Annotated in this window: 11 protein-coding genes and 1 pseudogene; 2 read left to right on the top strand and 10 right to left on the bottom strand. The window is 55.5% G+C overall.

Annotation, left to right across the window (positions count from 1 at the left end; all coding sequences use genetic code 11):
- Positions 1 to 105: 105 nt before the first annotated feature.
- Positions 106 to 5904 carry a discoidin domain-containing protein gene (locus G3O01_RS00370; RefSeq protein ID WP_205802458.1) on the bottom strand — a complete coding sequence of 1933 codons (5799 nt, stop codon included), beginning with the start codon at positions 5902 to 5904 and terminating at the stop codon, positions 106 to 108.
- A 1355-nt stretch (positions 5905 to 7259) separates the two neighbouring features.
- On the opposite strand from G3O01_RS00370, the gene G3O01_RS00365 reads away from it, so the two are divergent.
- Together G3O01_RS00365 and G3O01_RS00360 are read left to right on the top strand one after the other, a co-directional pair.
- Positions 7260 to 7520 carry a DUF2798 domain-containing protein gene (locus G3O01_RS00365; RefSeq protein ID WP_346779133.1) on the top strand — a complete coding sequence of 87 codons (261 nt, stop codon included), beginning with the start codon at positions 7260 to 7262 and terminating at the stop codon, positions 7518 to 7520.
- 818 nt (positions 7521 to 8338) lie between these two features.
- Positions 8339 to 8887, top strand: coding sequence for a cupin domain-containing protein (locus G3O01_RS00360; protein ID WP_205802456.1), 549 nt, complete (start codon positions 8339 to 8341; stop codon positions 8885 to 8887).
- A gap of 313 nt (positions 8888 to 9200) precedes the next feature.
- Here the strand turns inward: G3O01_RS00360 and G3O01_RS45080 are convergent.
- The 9 genes and pseudogenes from G3O01_RS45080 to G3O01_RS00320 form a co-directional block, all read right to left on the bottom strand.
- Positions 9201 to 9365, bottom strand: a pseudogene (locus G3O01_RS45080) (3-hydroxyanthranilate 3,4-dioxygenase); the annotation flags it as partial.
- A gap of 28 nt (positions 9366 to 9393) precedes the next feature.
- The gene (locus G3O01_RS00355) at positions 9394 to 9849 is read right to left on the bottom strand and encodes a DUF3788 domain-containing protein (RefSeq protein WP_205802455.1); all 456 of its coding nucleotides are present in this window, start codon (positions 9847 to 9849) and stop codon (positions 9394 to 9396) included.
- Positions 9850 to 10278: 429 nt separating this feature from the next.
- Complete coding sequence (locus tag G3O01_RS00350; RefSeq protein WP_205802454.1) at positions 10279 to 10518, bottom strand: pentapeptide MXKDX repeat protein; 240 nt, start codon at positions 10516 to 10518, stop codon at positions 10279 to 10281.
- A gap of 67 nt (positions 10519 to 10585) precedes the next feature.
- Entirely contained in the window at positions 10586 to 11362 is a 777-nt protein-coding gene (locus tag G3O01_RS00345; protein ID WP_205802453.1) for a molybdopterin-dependent oxidoreductase, read from the bottom strand.
- A gap of 18 nt (positions 11363 to 11380) precedes the next feature.
- A complete protein-coding gene (locus G3O01_RS00340; protein ID WP_205802452.1) occupies positions 11381 to 12007 on the bottom strand; it encodes a cytochrome b/b6 domain-containing protein in 627 nt (208 codons plus the stop codon).
- A 1334-nt stretch (positions 12008 to 13341) separates the two neighbouring features.
- Positions 13342 to 14157: a c-type cytochrome gene (locus G3O01_RS00335; RefSeq protein ID WP_205802451.1), complete on the bottom strand. Its 816-nt coding sequence runs from the start codon at positions 14155 to 14157 to the stop codon at positions 13342 to 13344.
- Position 14158: 1 nt separating this feature from the next.
- Positions 14159 to 15784 carry a b(o/a)3-type cytochrome-c oxidase subunit 1 gene (locus G3O01_RS00330; RefSeq protein WP_205802450.1) on the bottom strand — a complete coding sequence of 542 codons (1626 nt, stop codon included), beginning with the start codon at positions 15782 to 15784 and terminating at the stop codon, positions 14159 to 14161.
- Complete coding sequence (locus G3O01_RS00325; protein WP_205802449.1) at positions 15774 to 16346, bottom strand: cytochrome C oxidase subunit II; 573 nt, start codon at positions 16344 to 16346, stop codon at positions 15774 to 15776. Before G3O01_RS00325 ends, G3O01_RS00330 begins: the two co-directional genes overlap by 11 nt.
- Positions 16343 to 16501 (bottom strand): hypothetical protein, encoded by a 159-nt coding sequence (locus tag G3O01_RS00320; protein WP_205803121.1) that lies wholly within the window; start codon positions 16499 to 16501, stop codon positions 16343 to 16345. Before G3O01_RS00320 ends, G3O01_RS00325 begins: the two co-directional genes overlap by 4 nt.
- Between the last annotated feature and the right edge of the window lie 212 nt (positions 16502 to 16713).

Genomic DNA, 16713 nt, shown 5'->3' with positions numbered 1-16713 from the left:
CTACTACGCGTACGCCCCCACATCCGACTTCACCACCGCGTAGTGACCGTCTTGCCTGACAAGTACTGTCTGCGCGGCAGGTTGTCGCAGAATCCGACTGCTCGCCTACGAAGGCTGGGTGCTGCTTCCAGTACCCTTGCTCATCGTCGCCCTCGCTGATGCCGGGTCGTTATAAACGGCGAACTCGAACAGCGAGTAACCGTAGCCCGTCGCGCGCAACCTGCCTTGCAGACGGATATAGCGTGCTGTCGTGTTATTGAGCGGAAGGTCCTCGATACCGCCCTTGCCGTTGCTCTGGTTGTAGGCGACATGCGTCCAGTCAATGTTGTCGTGTGAAGTTTGAATCTCGTACTGCTTGCCGTACGCGTTCTCCCAATTGAGCACCACACGATTGAACGTCGTCTCCTTACCGAGGTCGATCGTGATCCAAGCATCATCGGCAAAATTCGACGCCCAGCGCGTGTTGACGTTGCCGTCGATTGCATTCGACGCCGGATATCCGTCGTTCTCAAGACCGCTCGCCGTTGCCGTCGCACCGTGCGCCAGGTTCACCGCGGCCGAAGCCGAGTTGAACACGACGTTGATCGTATGCGCCGCCAACACGTTGTCGAACGTGTACTGATTGACGATGCCGATATCCCTCCCGTCAACCGTCACGCCCGTCACCGCCGAGCCTGTGGCCGGTACAAACTGGTACGTCTGCACGCCGCCCTGGTACACCGAGGTATTGCCCACCGGCGAGAGCGCGCCGCTGCCCGTCGAAGTGGCCGTGATCGGGAACTGCGGCGTGCTCGCGGTGTTGTACACCTCGAACTCGAACAACGAGTAGCCGTACTGCGTCGCACGCTTCGTCCCCAACATGCGGACATAGCGAGCCTGGACTGGTGAGCCGAAACGCAGATCCTCAGTGCCACCCGTGTCGCCAGTCTTGGTTACCGCGTCGTTCCAGATAGCGTTATCCGTCGAGGTCTGGATCTTGTAATCCACCCCGTACGAATTCTCCCAGCGCAACACAACTCGATCGACTGTCTGGATCGAGCCCAGATCGACCTCGATCCACTGCGGATCAGCGAACGCCGACGACCAGCGGGAATTCGTACTGCCGTCCGTTGCATTGGCCGGACCGTAGCCATCGTTCTCGTTACCGCTGGACGTTGTCGGCTTACCCAGCGCAAGGTTCGCACTCGGGCCTTGAGCCGGTGGAGTCGTACCGCCACCGTTACCGCCATTTCCACCGTCGCCGCCATTTCCACCGTTACCACCGTTACCACCGTTACCACCGTTACCACCGTTATCGCCGCCATTACCCGCAGTGGCCGCGACCACAGTCAGCGTCGCCGGCTGGCTCGGGCTCGTGCCGCCCGCATTGGTGACGTCGACGGTGTAGACCGTACCGTTGTCGCCCGCGACCGTGAGGACAGGCGTCGTGTACGACGGTATCGTCGTGATCGCGACGAGTTGACCGTTACGCTTCCACTCAAAGCTCAACGGACCGGTACCGGTGACACCAACCGTGAACGTCACGCTTTGGCCTTCGCTGGCCGTCAAACTCGCCGGAGATGCAGAGATCACCGGGGCCGGAATCGCGGGGCCGGACACACACATCACCCAAGCGGGCGTGTTGTTGACGATGCCTGGCCACGACTTGCCCGACGAATCGACGAGCCACGCGTTGTTCGCGAGATCCGGAACCGGAGTCGTCGTCCAAGTCCGCCACGGAGACGGGAATGCGCACGACGAATAGTTCGAACGTGCCACCGTCAGCGCTTCATTTAGGGTAGGTACTCGCATGCCGATCGATTTGCAATACTGGTTCGCGATCTCCTGCGTGAACTGGGCACCGTCTGCCGCGAACGTCGTGTAAGTCTGCTGCCACGTAAGGCCGCTCAGGTTGTCCTTCACGGTCGGGATAAACGGACCGTCCGGCAAGCCAGGAATCGTCGAGTGCCAGTTACCCGGCTGTGCAGCAATCGGTGTATACCGCTCAGTGTCAGCGCCGCACTGCGGTGCGTCGAGCACCTGAAACTCGAACAGCGAGTAGCCATACTGCGTCCCGCGCTTCAGACCCAACATCCGGATGTAGCGCGCCGACGTGCTCGAGAAGAAGCGCGTCTCCGTGCCGCCTGTACCGTCGACCGGGCTAATCGTATTGCCGGCCCCATCGGGTTGGCCGTTCGGAAACACGGTGTTCCAGGTTTTTTCATCGTTCGACACCTGAATGTCGTACTGAGTCGCGTACGCGTTTTCCCACGCCAGCACAACCTTGTCGAAGGTCTTCACAGTGCCGAGGTCCACTTCCAGCCATGACGGATCGATCTCCGGCGCTGACGACCATCGCGTGTTGATGGAACCGTCGATTGCATTAGCAGCAACCACGCCGCCGTTCTGATCGCTGCTCGACTTCGCGATAGCGCCGAGTGCGAGATTGGACGCGTCGGTGCCGCTGACGGTGAGCGTGGCCTTGCTGTCAGCCGTACCTGCGGTATTGGTGACTGTCACCGCGTAGGTGCCCGCGTCGCTGGCTTGCGCCTGCGAAATCAGAAAGCTCGGTGAGTTTTCCCCGACCGGCAAACCATTGTGGGTCCACTGATAGCTGAGCGGATTCGAGCCCGTAACGTTAACGCTGAACGTCACAGATTGACCGAACGGCACGCTCTGATCGGAGAGATCGGGTGTGATCTTCGGCGCGGTGGCGACGCTAACAGTCAAAGTCACCGGCGGCGTCGTAAAGGTGCCCGCGCTGTTGCTGATGGTCACGCTGTACTGCGCACCGCTGTCCGCCACCGTCATCGCCGGCGTCTCGTATTTCGGCGCGTTAGCGCCGTCGATGGGCACGTTGTTCTTCAGCCACTGATAAGACAGTACTGGCGAACCCGACGCCACCACCATGAATTCGGCTTTCTGACCTTCAGTGATGTTCTGCGCGAACGGAGGCGTGACGATCCCCGGCGCGGCCGGTTGCACCAGGGTGACCACCGCGTTGCGCGACGGGGCATTGCCGATTGTGTTGCTGACCACTACGCTGAAGGTCGCACCGTTGTCGCCCTGTTGCAATGCCGGCGTCGTGTAGGTGTAGCTATTCGCGCCGGCGATCTGCTGACCATTCTTGAACCACTGATAGACGATCGGCGTACTACCGGCCGTCAGCACGGTAAACGTGGCCGTCTGGCCAACTGTCACAAGCTGGTCGGCTGGTTGCGTGACGATTTCTGGCGATGTTGGAACCTGCTGGCCAACGACCGTCGCGTTGCCCTCGAACGCCTGTGCGTCGACTGCCGACACCACGTTGAACGAGGCCGAAGCGCTACCGAGATTCGGCGACGTGACCGTCACCTTCACGGTCCCTGTCGTGAACTGCGTGCGGACCGCGACTTTCGCCATCCCGCCTTCCGCTGACAGGTTCGGATCGCGCGGCGCATGATAGCCCTGCGGCTGGTTGTCGACTACGTAGTGATCCGAGCCACCGCGATAGGTGCCAGGACCACTGACGCTGAACGTCAAGGTTTGGGCAGCGTCGGGCACAAGGTTGCCGTTCGCATCGACGACCTGCGCCGTCAGCGTGGCCGCATCTGTGCCGTTCGCCGTCAGCTGAAACTGGTCACCGTCCGGCTTGGTCACCTGCGGGTCGACAGTCAGCAACAGGTGATCCGCCGGACCAGCCGTTACGAGCGAGTTGGTGGCCGCGACCTGGCCGTTTGAATTCAGACACTCCGCGACTAGCGTGCCCTGCTGGAACGCAATGTTGTCCCAGTGAACCTGGCCCGGTAACAACACCGTGTTTTCGGTAACGTCTGCGTTAGGATCCGAGTTAACCGGATTCGGCGCCTGCGCCCCACCGACCAGTTGGCCGTTCAGGCGCAATTGCACCGTTGGGCAATTGCTGAACGCATTTACACGTACGTTACCCACGCGGTTCCAGGTGTTCGCCAGCTTGACCACCGGCTTGATCTGATAGGGCGTCCAGACGGCTTCGTACATGTAGTAGAGCAAACGCGGAAATCGATTCCAGTCCATCATCGACGCGCCGTTCGAACGCACTTCGCTGTTCAGCGTACCGTCCGTCTGCGTGTTGATTTCACCCGGCGTATCCGCGAGATACCAGTGCGCAATACCGAACGACTTGCCAGCCACGCTGTGCACCCAGTCGCGGATGTACGAGGCTGCGAACTGGATTTCGAAGTCATACTTCCAGCGTCCCACACCGTCGCCCCAGTATTCCGATCCATAGGCCGGCGTACCCGGGTTGGTGCGCTTGACATTGATATCGCAACCCTGGCCGCTACAGCCAAGGACGTCGCCATTGGCCGGGTCCGGCGTACGGTCAGCCTGCGCGCGCGTATTGTTGAAGTCCCACTGCCGCGAAATCTGCTTGAGTTGCTTCGCGATGCCTTCGTCCATCTTGCCGTTGTTCGCTTCCCATGCAAGCACGGAGGGATGGTTACGATCGTGGATGATCATATCGCGATGCAGTTCTTCCTTCAGCGTCAGATTGTCTGGTGTCGCGCAATTTTGCTGCGTTACACCCGAGCAAATTGCACCGAAGCCGTTCTCCCCGTCGCCGCTCGGTTGCAGCATCATGATTCCGTATTCATCAGCGGCATCGAGCCACTCGCGACCCTGACTCGAATGGCCCGGACGATACGAGCTACCGCCCGCCTGCGCGAGCAAGTACAAATCCTGCCATTGCAGGTTCGGCGGCACAGCGGAACCGAGCGCCGGATAGTCATAACGGCCCGACGCGCCCCAAAGATAGTGCGAATGACCGTTGATGATTGGGAAATTGTTGTCCCATGTGATGGTCCGGATGCCGAGCGGGCTCTCCTTCGTGTCGACCACGACTCCGTTCACGCTGACCGAGTGAATCACGCGGTACATGTACGGGTGACCGTAAATGCTGTTGTTCGGATACCAGAGCGTCGGATTGTTGACCGTCAACACCTGATTGAACAGTGTCGGAGTAAGCAGCCCCGTGCTGTTTGCGGGAATGGTCTTCGAATCCTGTGCGCTCGCGACGATCGTGCCCGATCCGTCGACGATCTGCGTCGTCAAGCTCACCGGCTGGTTCGTAGAATATTCGTTGAGCACGTTGGTCTGCACGAGGATCGTTGCCGATGAGTCGTTCGCCGAAACCGTCGACACATACGTGCCCCAAGTGTTCAAAACTGCGTAGATGTTCTCGGGAATATGTACGCGATCCGTGATGTGCATCCACACTGGCCGGAACAGGCCCGTATCGTCTTGGCCAAAGCGGAACGCGCCAGAGAAGCTGGGAGACTGAAAAAAGCGGTCGCCGCGGGAAACCTTCACCGCTAGCACGTTGTCGACCGGTTGGCCGTTCGCATCCTTGAACTTCACATACGGCGTGATATCGACGATAAACGGAATAAAGCCGATCACGTGCGTCGCCTGCACGTTCGCCTGCACCTGGCTGTTGCCAGGAATGAAGTGACCGTTGATGTAGACCTGCACGCCCGTATGCGCGCCCTCGAACTCCACCAGGATTTTTCGATTCAGCTGGTCAGGTCCGTACGACGGATCGAGCTTGAAGTGCTTGCGGTACCAGTTGGTGTTACCCGTCAACTGGCCTTGTCCGCCGCCCGATTCTATGTTGATGAATGTATCGTCGTCGGCGGGTGTTTGCGGCACGCCCACCGACGACCAGTTGGAGTCATCGAACGGCGCGCATCCGACGCTCGAATCGCCCGCCGTCGGACACTTCGAATTTGGATCGTCGACGTCCTTGATGTATTTCCACGGTGTCGCACCCAGATTGACCCGGATGTGATTGCTCGACGGCAGCTTCACGGCCGCTCGCGCATGCACCGCAGAGAGCAGGAAGAGCCCCCACAAAAGGAGCAACAAGCCCGCACCCCGCCATGCGGAATGCTTACCATTTTTTCGCATGTTGAGTTTCCCCAGTTTTCTCTTTCTTATGCATTTCGTTACGCTCAAGGCCGCCCAAACAGGGCGAACCACCCTCTCATACGACACGCGAACACCCGATCAATCGCTACGCTCGTTCGCGTGTTCATTCGTCCAGCACACCGTTCGCTCGCCCCTCACCCGCTCATGACAGGGAGAACGCAAACGTTTGACTGACCAGATAAGGTGTAACCTTTTGCCCGGCATCAGCAGTGGATAACGCCCCCAAACGGAAACTCTTATTGGGGGTACACAATTAGTATTTCAAAACACTTTCTTGAACTCGCGACCAGGAACGGGCGTCCGCCTCGAGAGTGAAAGGAAAAATCGGTTCCGATTGATCGACGAAGCCGTCGCGCAGCCGGAAAACCATATAGCGAACGACGAACCAGCGAACCAAGCGCTCCTGATCTCCAAGGCGCATCGTGCATGTTTTGATGCGCATCAAGATGAGACAGCAATGCCACGCTAGTTCATCGAATATATAAAGTCAGAATGGCAAAGCGCGTACAGCCCGCTCACGTGGACGAGAGCGTGCAAAACATGGAGTTGTGAATTCTGTCAGAACGTCCATATCGCAGACGGCATGACTACACCGTCGGCTCTGTCCGCTTCCCGCTCATCCAATCGACGTTGATCCGACGCATTTACGGCATCACAAGCCAGCAAAACTGCGCCTCAAAATGCGATTGATGAGCGCCCCGCCGTTTCGACCGGATCACCCCACAACTTTGCTAGCGCCACCTGACGATCAAACACCTGGACAATCACCAGCCAGCCGTTTTAGCACGCTTGCATGAGCTCCGGATTAATCTTTACGCGATGGACTTTCGCCGCGACAGTGGGCCACGGCAATCTCTGCCCGACTCAAGCTCGCTGACCAACTCGACCCAACCGGGCACTCTCAGGCAATCTTCTTTCGGCCACACAATTATTGATCGTATTTGAGTGAAGTTATCGTAGTTCCCGGATGGGCAGATGCGACTTCGCCTGCTTACCCGATGAACGCCTCCGCAGAATCCGGCATAACACAACCGTTCTTACTGTTTGTACTAGCTAGTTCATATTGTAGGGGATGCGGTCGCGATGAGTTGATGATTTATTCGTTTGACCACGATATTCCGGGCGTTACTGCGTAACGATTCACACACTGAATTCTACGCGGCACGGGGAGGTAGGAGTTCGGGTTTAGTCATATCATGACGAACCCAACATCAGGCAATCAGAAGGCAAATCTCTGTTCAATGATACGGATGAGCATTTAGTTGATTCGGTCTAACCTGATCATTTGCATGAGTCTGGGCTAAAGTGAAGGCTCTTGATACGACGACGTGGAAATGTGCGGCGTCAAACATAAATCAAAGGTGATGCATATGCTCAAAATCTCGTCTCGTCACAGCCACTTTGTCTTTGGCGTCCTGCAATCGGGATTGACCAGTGCGATCGCAGCTGGCATCGCAAGCATCCCATTCATCAAGGGTGGCATGTTCGTCCCTCATTGGCTAACTTCATGGGGCATTTCATGGCTCACGATGCTTCCCGTTGTCGTGACAGCCGCTCCGTTCCTTCGTAAGGTAGCCGAGCGGATTGTGAGATGAACCGGATTCTCTACGTCGTGGAGTATGCAACTTGTACCGGAGATCAAACACTGGCACAGCCACACGCGAACCTCTCATAAGAGGCAAAAAGATAAAATTGCAGAGCGTCACACTTACATCGGACACAAACTGCGTAACATTCTCGTCCATTGGTTGATCATCCGAGTCGAACGCTGCGCGAGCCAAACTCAACCCGAACGCGTGGGATACGACAGTTGCCCCCAGCGTGTCCAACAACCTCTCACGCTCTACCTCCTTAACCCAACGGCATTGCTCTGATTTCCCGCCCAGCCGAGTCTCCCCTATGAGGGGATATCGCAAACAAAGCTGCATTCACTACCGCATTCATTCACTTCATCAAAATTTTCTCAGAGACTATGCAGTGTCTGTGATGCACCGAGCTATCGCTCTGGCAGGCAGAGGAACAGGTTGCACATTAAATTCTGATAAAGACCTTAAGCAAAATTGAGGGAAACGTTACCGCGTAACGAAAATCCATCCGCGGCGACCCGTCATATCCGATGACACTTGACGCGCGGGTGTCAGTCGCCACCAGTCAGACTGCGTTGTTCGTTCTCGCCATCGGCGACGTCGCGCCGCAAACCTCGTCAAGGTATTGAATGCATATACCAATGGAACATTGAACAGTGTTATCAGTTTTCGTTTAATCAGAAGTCGGTAGCTTCCGGGTACGGAAGCCACCGTGCGCAGTCTCAGGTACGACGGAAGGATTCAGTGTACCTCTCGACCAGACGTGAATCATGCCGGATAGCCGCCATGATTCCCACCGACTATCGCAATCACTGCAGGAGGTTCTTATGAGGCTCAGCAACATTCTCGGTTTCAATGTGCAAGGATCGGCTTTCACCCGACTTCGCTCGAGTACCGTCGTCGTTGCTGCAAGCATCATTGGTGGGGGTGCGCTTTTGTCGATCCATGCCAACCGTGTTCCAACGATTGTCGGAGACTCAATCGGCAATGGTGGCCACGCGATGCACTCAAGTGCTGCAGCAGACAGTGCAGACTCGGGAGCTAAACCACGCACGACCGTCACCCCGTTGAGTTGCCAGAAGCTTCCCAATGTGCCGGGAAAATCGATCACGTTGGCGCGCGTTGACTTTCCTCCGAATGGCTATACACCGGCTCATACCCATCCCGGTTCTGTCACAGCTTTCGTATTGAAGGGGACGCTCCGTTCCCAACTCGAGGGCTTCCCTGTTGAGACGTACACAGCTGGGCAGACCTGGTTCGAACCGCCAGGCACCGTTCATTTGTTCGCAGAGAACGCAAGTGCGACGGAGCCGGCCTCGATTCTCGCGACCTTCGTGGCGGATGACGACTGCGGCCCCCTGACGGTATTGAAATGACTCTACCCGGTTCGTTTTATCGCCAAAGCCGAGCTATCGAATCGACGTCGCCCAGCACGTCAGGTAGGGACAGAATCCTCCACGAGGCGAGCATGAAGAAGTGAAAGACTCGTCATGTTTATCCACGATCTCGCGAGGTCCGAATACGAAGCGCTCGCGTTGAGCACCCGAGAGCCGCAGTAGCGGTTGCAGTCGGGAACTTTCAATGATCGGCCCAGCTGAGAAATCAGGCAGCGCAGCGTCCCCGATGACCCCATACCGCTATGAGAGCACCGGCGTGTCGCGTCTAACGCAGCAAATCCATTGAACAGCGAGGCAGGTCGTCGACGATCCTGTTCATCCGCACCTCGACGCGACGAACAAGTTCGTTGCAGTTCATACGCTACCACTCAAATCCGCCAAGCAAACCGATTGAACGCTGTCGCTCGATCACCAAGCAGACGCTTCCGGCTTCGGGCCGCGGAGGCGAATGTCGAACTTCCCCCATCCGACTAGTTCCACGACATTCAACCACCGGCTACAGGGGGGCGCTTCATACTCACGAGCTCAACCAGTTCACGCCGATCGTCTGCGGATGAAATCGCGATCGTCAACCACTTCCCGTCATGGTATGCCCGCGCTTCGTCGTAGAGCTTCACCAACTGCGGCCTCCAGGAATAGCGTCGCTCATCGAATTTCGCCTGTTCCGCTCGTCCCAACACCACCAGAACCGAAAATAGCCTGTATGACGGGATCAGGGTGCAGAACGCCTTAGTTTGTTTGTAGCGTAGTGACCAACCACGTTTCTTGCCACCATAGAGCCAATCCGGCGCGAAAACGCCCGGATACGATGCCTCGATCCAGTTCTGTAGTTCGATCCAATGCTTGAACGACTTTGGTCCAATCCAGTCACGCACGGCCTGCTCATCGGGCGGTGCAGATTTGTCGTTGATCCTGTCGCCGATCTCTGGAGATTGGTTCATGCTGCTTTCCTCTTTATGAGTGACATGCTTCTGCTGCCCCTGATACTCTCTTTTCCTGCGACTTTAATGAGCTTCTCGCGGGCAATCTAAATGCATCGCGCTGCATAGCGCTACACTGTGCATGCTGGCAATTCGATTTTCGCCGCTCATCACAATCACCCTTGCGTTACCAATATAGTCCCTGCATCTGTAGATCAATAGGCCGTATTGACTATCGTGGGACGTAACCAGTCAATATAGTAATGCAACAGCTGGAATCATCCGCTTCGACATGTCAATCGATCTGCACATTCACGGGGAAACTCACTGCTTATCGTCAACCGCTTTATCTTGACCAACAGATACGACACCCGCAAACAGAAGCGACCGCGGTTCGTCGCAAAAGCGATACTGGGCACCGATGCGCCCAGTATCGCTATTTGCCCGCGCTTACTGTGCCGGCGCTGGGCGGCTCATACCCATCGCGCCGTCCTTCTTAATTTTTTCGCCCTTCTTCATGGAGCTGTGCGCCATACTCCCCTTGCCCATCGCGTCCCGCGACGTATTGCTTTTTCCCATTGCATCATGAGACATCGCGTTGTTTGCCATCGCGCCGCTTGCCTGAGCGAAAGCTGCCGATGTACTGATGGTCAATGTGATCGCAAACACAGCCGGCATTACTCGTTTCATTTGCATTTCCTTGGTGAGTTAAACGACGGAATCCGGTGAGATCGGAACCGTCATAGAAAAGTAGAATTCAGGACCCGCCGAACCAGTTATATCCTTGGTCAACCCAATATCCACCGGGATAGGTGTTGGTCACAAACATCTCAACGATGTGCTTAGGATTCTTGTATCCGAGCTTCGTCGGCATTCTCAGTTTCATGGGATAACCGTACTTCGCCGGCAGACGCTGGCCATCGTATTCGAACGTTAGAAGCGTCTGAGGGTGTAGTGCAGTGGCCATGTCTATACTCTCGTAGTAATCATCCGCACAACGGAAGCCGACGTACTTCGCTGTCGTGTCGGCACCAATGCGGCGCAGGAACCCCGAGAACGGCGTCCCGCCCCACCGCCCGATTGCGCTCCATCCCTCCACGCAGATATGACGCGTAATCTGCTCGGCATGCGGTAACGCGTACAATTCGGAAAGCGTCCAGATACGCTGTCCTGTCACGAGTCCTCCAACCTTCAATCGATAGTCGCCGCTACTCACATTGGGCACATCGTCAACGCCGTAGAACGCATTGAAAGGGAACGGCCGCGTGATTTGTGATTCGTTGTATGTCGGTGCAAGTCGATCCGCATCGAATAGGAACGCTTGTGCGCGATCATTGAGGCGCGAAACGGCAACCAGGAACCCGTTAATTGATTCATCGTCCGTGATCGAGCAACCTGTCAAAAGCGACAGCCCTCCCAAAGTCACCATCCGTTTGCCAAACGCGCGGCGCAACGGCATGTCAAGAGCATGTCTGGCGTCGACCAAAATCGACGCGCGATCCAATTTGGTAATTTTCTTTCCGCCAATCGCCATGGCTATCCTCGTCGGGACTCAACGTCCGCGCAGCATCATTAGCAGCGAGCGCGGGACAACGACGACCATTGCTGTATGTATGACGACAAAAGCTGCCATCACTGTCATCGCGCAGAAGTGAACGATACGCGCATTGTCATACCCGACCAGCGCTTCTCTTAATAAAGGGAACTGAACAGATTTCCAGATTGCGAATCCGGATAGAACGAGCACCATAATGTCCGCGATGACAACCACATACGCGAGTTTTTGTACTGAGTTGTACTGCTGCAAATCCACGTGAGAAAGCTTGCCACGTAATGTCGCGATCAAGTCAAGCGCTACATCGGTCGCTCTGATCGGGAACAACTTCTTCACACCGCGTCCACTTCCAAGATTTAGCGCGATGTAGAACACACCGTTACCTACGAGTAGCCACATCGTCGCAAAATGCCATTGCAATGCTCCGCCAAGCCATCCCCCAAGCGTGAGGGCCCGTGGTATTGCAATGCCGTTAAATATCGGAGATGCGTCATAAATTCGCCACCCCGAAAACATCATGACGAGCGCGGCAAGAGCGTTGACCCAATGAGAGAAGCGCAACCATAGCGGCTGAGTGGCAGGTTTAAGAGGCGAAAGCTCTGGTGGACTGGGTATCGGTTTCATCGTGCTAGATACGATTTTGTTGAACGTTAGACCGCGCACAGTTCGTGAAGAAAGCAGCGGATCACAGACGCCTGCTTCTACGAGTCGTTATTGGGTGGCTAAACAAAAATATCAAGAAATGAAGCGGGCTATCACCGTCATCACGGAGATCCCTGCTTTTTTCTCGCCACATAGGCTCGCGCGCCGTCTCAGACCAAGATAGAAAAATTCCAAGGATCGCCTACCCTACGAAGCAAGCAATCCACCGCATGGACAAGAAATCAGTACGCCGTCCGACGATCATCAGAGGGACGCGCCGAAGCGCTCACCGCACCTCACTCGAGAAATCCCGTTTCCCAACAGTTCAACCGCACATCTACCGGGCTGCGAAGGGATCTCCCTCGCAGCGTGTGTTGCGCGGTACGCTATCGCCTATAGCGATGTTCTTCGGAGTGGTCAGGTAATGTTACCGCGCAACTTCAGAATTTTCGATATACCCGCGTATCGCAGAAAGATACCAACCGTGCGGAAACGACCGGCTTCTGCGCCAGGCGTTTCGCACCTTGATCGCTGTGGCGGCGCGTCGGACCCAACCGGCGCCTAACACGATCACTATCGTCGCCGCGCCGGATAGCGGTCAGGCGCACGCGTCGCGCCTGCTTAGGGTAATTCAGACCATGACCCTGCCCGGGCACCGATATCGATATCGGTGGCACACCCGCTTCTCTATAGCCTCGACATCAGTGCGCGGTTCGTTCGCCCTCGATCACTCCAAGCGTTACAGTGCCTCACAATCAACACCGCACCTCAGGACGCCACCGTACATGGTCTCTCCGATGCGATGATAATCCTCATCGTCTCTTCATCATGGAAGACCGATATCCACTCCAGAAGCTGGATTCGCGAAAGAATTGAATTTCTAGGTGTGACGGCCGGCTTCAATTCTGTTTCTGGAGACCGTATTTCCCCACGTAGGTCACACGGAGCGCCTCTTCCGAAACACCCACTCCGAAGCGGTATGCTCGTGAAAGTAGTGGCAGCGCTTCACGCACGTCGACGCGGACCACGTCATTCACGGGATAGTCCTTGCCGTTCAAAGAGTCCAATCGTACGCCGTCCTGCCGCCTGCAACACGACGCCCATGAACGCTACAATCAAGCGATCTAAACGCCATTCGGCTTGACTTCGTTACGGCCCACGCATGAGACGACCTCGCTTACAGTGCCGTCCTCAAAAGAAAGTCGGGTTTGGTCTTACTGTCGAGCGAAACAACTCGCGCGCCTACTTTTTTTGGGTTCAGCGAGCCAGGTCGGTTGACCCGTTCCGCGAGCGCTGGCAGAGTCAACCTGACGGAGTCAGTGACCAATCGCGTCTCCGTTAAACCCGTTAAAACCAGAGTAGTATTCTGCCGCATCGGTTATCTCTGATTTTGTGAGGTTCCTTGCAATGTTTCGCATCTGTTCGCCGGCGTCATTATGTCGTTGGCCTGCGGAAAACGCATCCAGTTGATCCCCCAGATACGACTTCGAAAGACCTTCCAGAAATGGTGCACCAGCCTTGTGATCAACGCCTCCGTGGCACACCGCGCATGACGCAACGTTCCTCGTGGGGTTGCCATGCGCAACGATCGATGGCTCAGCTCCGACGCCCTTCTCGCTCGCACGTATTAAACGTCCTGATGAAGCAAAGTAGAGCGCAAGATCCCGCATATCTCTGTCAGTTAATCCCTTCACCATCGACGTCATAATTACATTCGTCCGCGCACCGCTCTGGAAGTCAGAAAGTTGCTTGTACACGAAGGCGGCGTCTTGTCCGCTCAGTAGTGGAGCAACTGCCTGGGATGCGTTGTGGCAACCGACGCAGCGGGTGGCCAGAACTCCGCCGCGTTGCACAACATTCGGATTGCTAGCAGAAAGAGTTTGTGGAGTGATAGTGACCGCGCTTACCGCCCCGCCCCCAGGCAATACGATTGATTCGCTCGGGGCCCACTGACGCGACACTCCGGCCGCGCTGCAGATAGCATTCCAAACACCTCGAAATTGAGGGTCGCTTTGCGCCGACGGAAGGAGGATAAACCCAATCAACGCTGAAATAACCGCGATAGCAATAGTTGCCGACACGCTGGCGACAAACCAACGATTCGTCGTGGAAAAAACTGACCTCCCGTCCATTTCAACGCTCCTGGCCGATGGGGATGCCAGGGACGGCCGTGTTGGGACGCGAAATCAGCGAGGCAATCGGATACCCGTAGTTGAACAATGTAAGACCAATCATCAAGGCGATCCACAGTCGGAAGCCATTCAACGAAGGTGGCACGCTCTCAGCGTGATGAATCGACAAGCTGAAGTCGTATTCCTCAATGGTCTGTTTCGTCGATCGGTGTGCACGAACCAGAATGATCAAAAAAAGAAGGCCCGATATCAGACAGACGAACCCTCCTACGACAGAAATGATAACTGGTAGTATCTGTGACGAAATCTCACTGTTCGAGTAATCGAAATACGCCATTCTTCTCGGCATTCCCATGATGCCGACAAAGTGCCACGGAATTGTCAGCACAATAATTCCAACGAACCAGAGCCATAGTTGAACGCGCATTAGCCTCATATCCGTAATCGCTCGACCAGTGATCTGCGGCCAAAGATCGTAAGCGATTGCGAAGTACATGATAACGACGGCGCCAGCAAAGATGAGGTGGAAATGTCCCGTCACCCATTGTGTGTTGTGTATCGTGGAATCCAGCTGATAACTCATATTGATGAGCCCACCTGCCCCACCGAAACCCAACATGACGAACGAAAACGTGATGGCGAGCATCATGGGATTATCCCACGGCAGAGCTTTCAACCAACCCACGATTCCCTTCCCGCCACGTAGCCTCCCCGCGATCTCCACAGATGCGCAAATAGTGAACACCGTAAGCAACGTAGGAATGGCGACCAATGCCGTGAAGACCGAATGCATAAATTTGAAGCCCGAACCTACTTGCGGGTCGGCAAAGAGATGGTGCATTCCAATCGGCATCGATAAAACAAGAAACATCACAAACGAAACGCGTGCCATCAAATCGCTATATAGTCGTCCACCGATTGCGCGCGGAACGATCGTGTAGTACGCAATATATGCCGGCATCAACCAGAAGTAGACGATCGCGTGGAGTGTCCATGAATAAAAAACGCGCGCAAGGCCAGCGTCGATATCGTGTCTTAATCCTAACGCGACCGGAAGAATCTGAAAAACGATTTCAATTGCTGCTCCCACCGCCGTCCATCCCCAGAGATATGCACTCGCAACACATGCGAACATTGGAAGTGGCACAGCGACCCCTGGGTGTGCCCGCTTCCATACCGCGAGATTCACGCTCATTAGCGCGACCCACACCCATGAACCAAGGACAATCAATACGATTCCGAGGTAGTAGATATAGCTACCAATCATCGGCGGGTAAAACGTGTATAGCACTGACGCAGTGCCTCTCCCGATCGCAAAGACCGCCAGCATAAAACCCGATAAGACAGAGAAAAATCCAACCCATGCCCACGTCACGCCGACGATCTCTCGCTTGAGCGATAATTCGATGACGGCGTATCCCAAGGCCATCGCTACAAGCGTCGGAAAGACATAAGCCATCGTCGAACCATGTGCGGAAACTGATCGGTAATATATTTCCGGATTCCCGATCCACGGATGCAACGGACTTCTGACGTACATCTGCCACGCCCCCAACACTAGAGCGACAGCGAAACTCGCGAAGGCTAGCCAGAAATGCGCCAGTACTAGTCGCTTATTAGTTAACACAATCCAGTCTCCCGTTCACACCTTTGCGCTTGAGCATTTCAAAGAACGATGCCCTATCGATAATTTTGACGTGTGCCCACATAGCTTGATGGCCTGTGCCACAGTATTCATGACACGGCATCAGATGTTCGGCCGGCCGGGGAAAAACGGTTTTGAACGTAGATATGTAACCGGGCTCGACCATCGAATTGATGTTAGTCCCCGTGACCAACATACCGTGAATCACATCGGCGCTTGTCGCTCTGAAAGTAATCGGTGTATTTGCTGGGATAAGGATACACTGAGGCGTGAACGAGTACTGTTGTGCGAGTATTCGTACGGTAACCGATCCGTCATTTGATTGCGCACTTCCCAAATTACTCTCGACGAATTCGCTACCTGTTCCCAACGACGCGACGAGCACCGTTTCTACCCTTGACGGTGGCATCATCGCCCAATGCAATCCGGTAAAGACAACGGTCAACACCAGAATGACAATGAGCGACGACATAAGAATCGCCCACTTTCGTTCGATCTTATGGACGACATCAATCGCCAAATCATTCTTGGTATCGTCGCTCATTGAATAACGCCACGAGGAAGAAAAACAAGTACATAAAATGCAATCCATACAAGCATTACAATTCCCGTCGCAGCGCCTGCCAACACGATCGCCCCCGTCGGCCCATCCCGCACAATGCGTTCAAGGTTCTGCTCCTCGTCTTCTGCAGCGATCACTGACGTCCTCATTTAGAAATACAGAACACGTTTTGGTATCGACGGCGCTTGTCGATAGACCAATTCAAACACGCGCTACCGTGGAAGCTGGCTTTTAAGGAAATCCTGACACGAGCACCGGCGCTCCTGCCGATGACCAAAACCAGTACTTTCTTCGCGACAAAATCGCGAGTGACAGTTCCACCAACGCGCTATCCGCCCACGTGGTTTGC

Source organism: Burkholderia sp. Ac-20365 (assembly GCF_017104715.1).
Lineage (GTDB): Bacteria > Pseudomonadota > Gammaproteobacteria > Burkholderiales > Burkholderiaceae > Paraburkholderia.
Note: the sequence above shows the minus strand (reverse complement) of the source record. Positions and strands in the feature narration are given on the sequence as shown.

What these genes read in the sequence shown, in the direction of transcription:
- G3O01_RS00325 (WP_205802449.1), bottom strand. Translation starts at nt 16,346, where the DNA reads ATGAGCGACGATACCAAGAATGATTTGGCGATTGATGTCGTCCATAAG.
- G3O01_RS00350 (WP_205802454.1), bottom strand. Translation starts at nt 10,518, where the DNA reads ATGAAACGAGTAATGCCGGCTGTGTTTGCGATCACATTGACCATCAGT.
- G3O01_RS00370 (WP_205802458.1), bottom strand. Translation starts at nt 5,904, where the DNA reads ATGCGAAAAAATGGTAAGCATTCCGCATGGCGGGGTGCGGGCTTGTTG.
- G3O01_RS00335 (WP_205802451.1), bottom strand. Translation starts at nt 14,157, where the DNA reads ATGGACGGGAGGTCAGTTTTTTCCACGACGAATCGTTGGTTTGTCGCC.
- G3O01_RS00360 (WP_205802456.1), top strand. Translation starts at nt 8,339, where the DNA reads ATGAGGCTCAGCAACATTCTCGGTTTCAATGTGCAAGGATCGGCTTTC.
- G3O01_RS00355 (WP_205802455.1), bottom strand. Translation starts at nt 9,849, where the DNA reads ATGAACCAATCTCCAGAGATCGGCGACAGGATCAACGACAAATCTGCA.
- G3O01_RS00345 (WP_205802453.1), bottom strand. Translation starts at nt 11,362, where the DNA reads ATGGCGATTGGCGGAAAGAAAATTACCAAATTGGATCGCGCGTCGATT.
- G3O01_RS00340 (WP_205802452.1), bottom strand. Translation starts at nt 12,007, where the DNA reads ATGAAACCGATACCCAGTCCACCAGAGCTTTCGCCTCTTAAACCTGCC.
- G3O01_RS00365 (WP_346779133.1), top strand. Translation starts at nt 7,260, where the DNA reads ATGTGCGGCGTCAAACATAAATCAAAGGTGATGCATATGCTCAAAATC.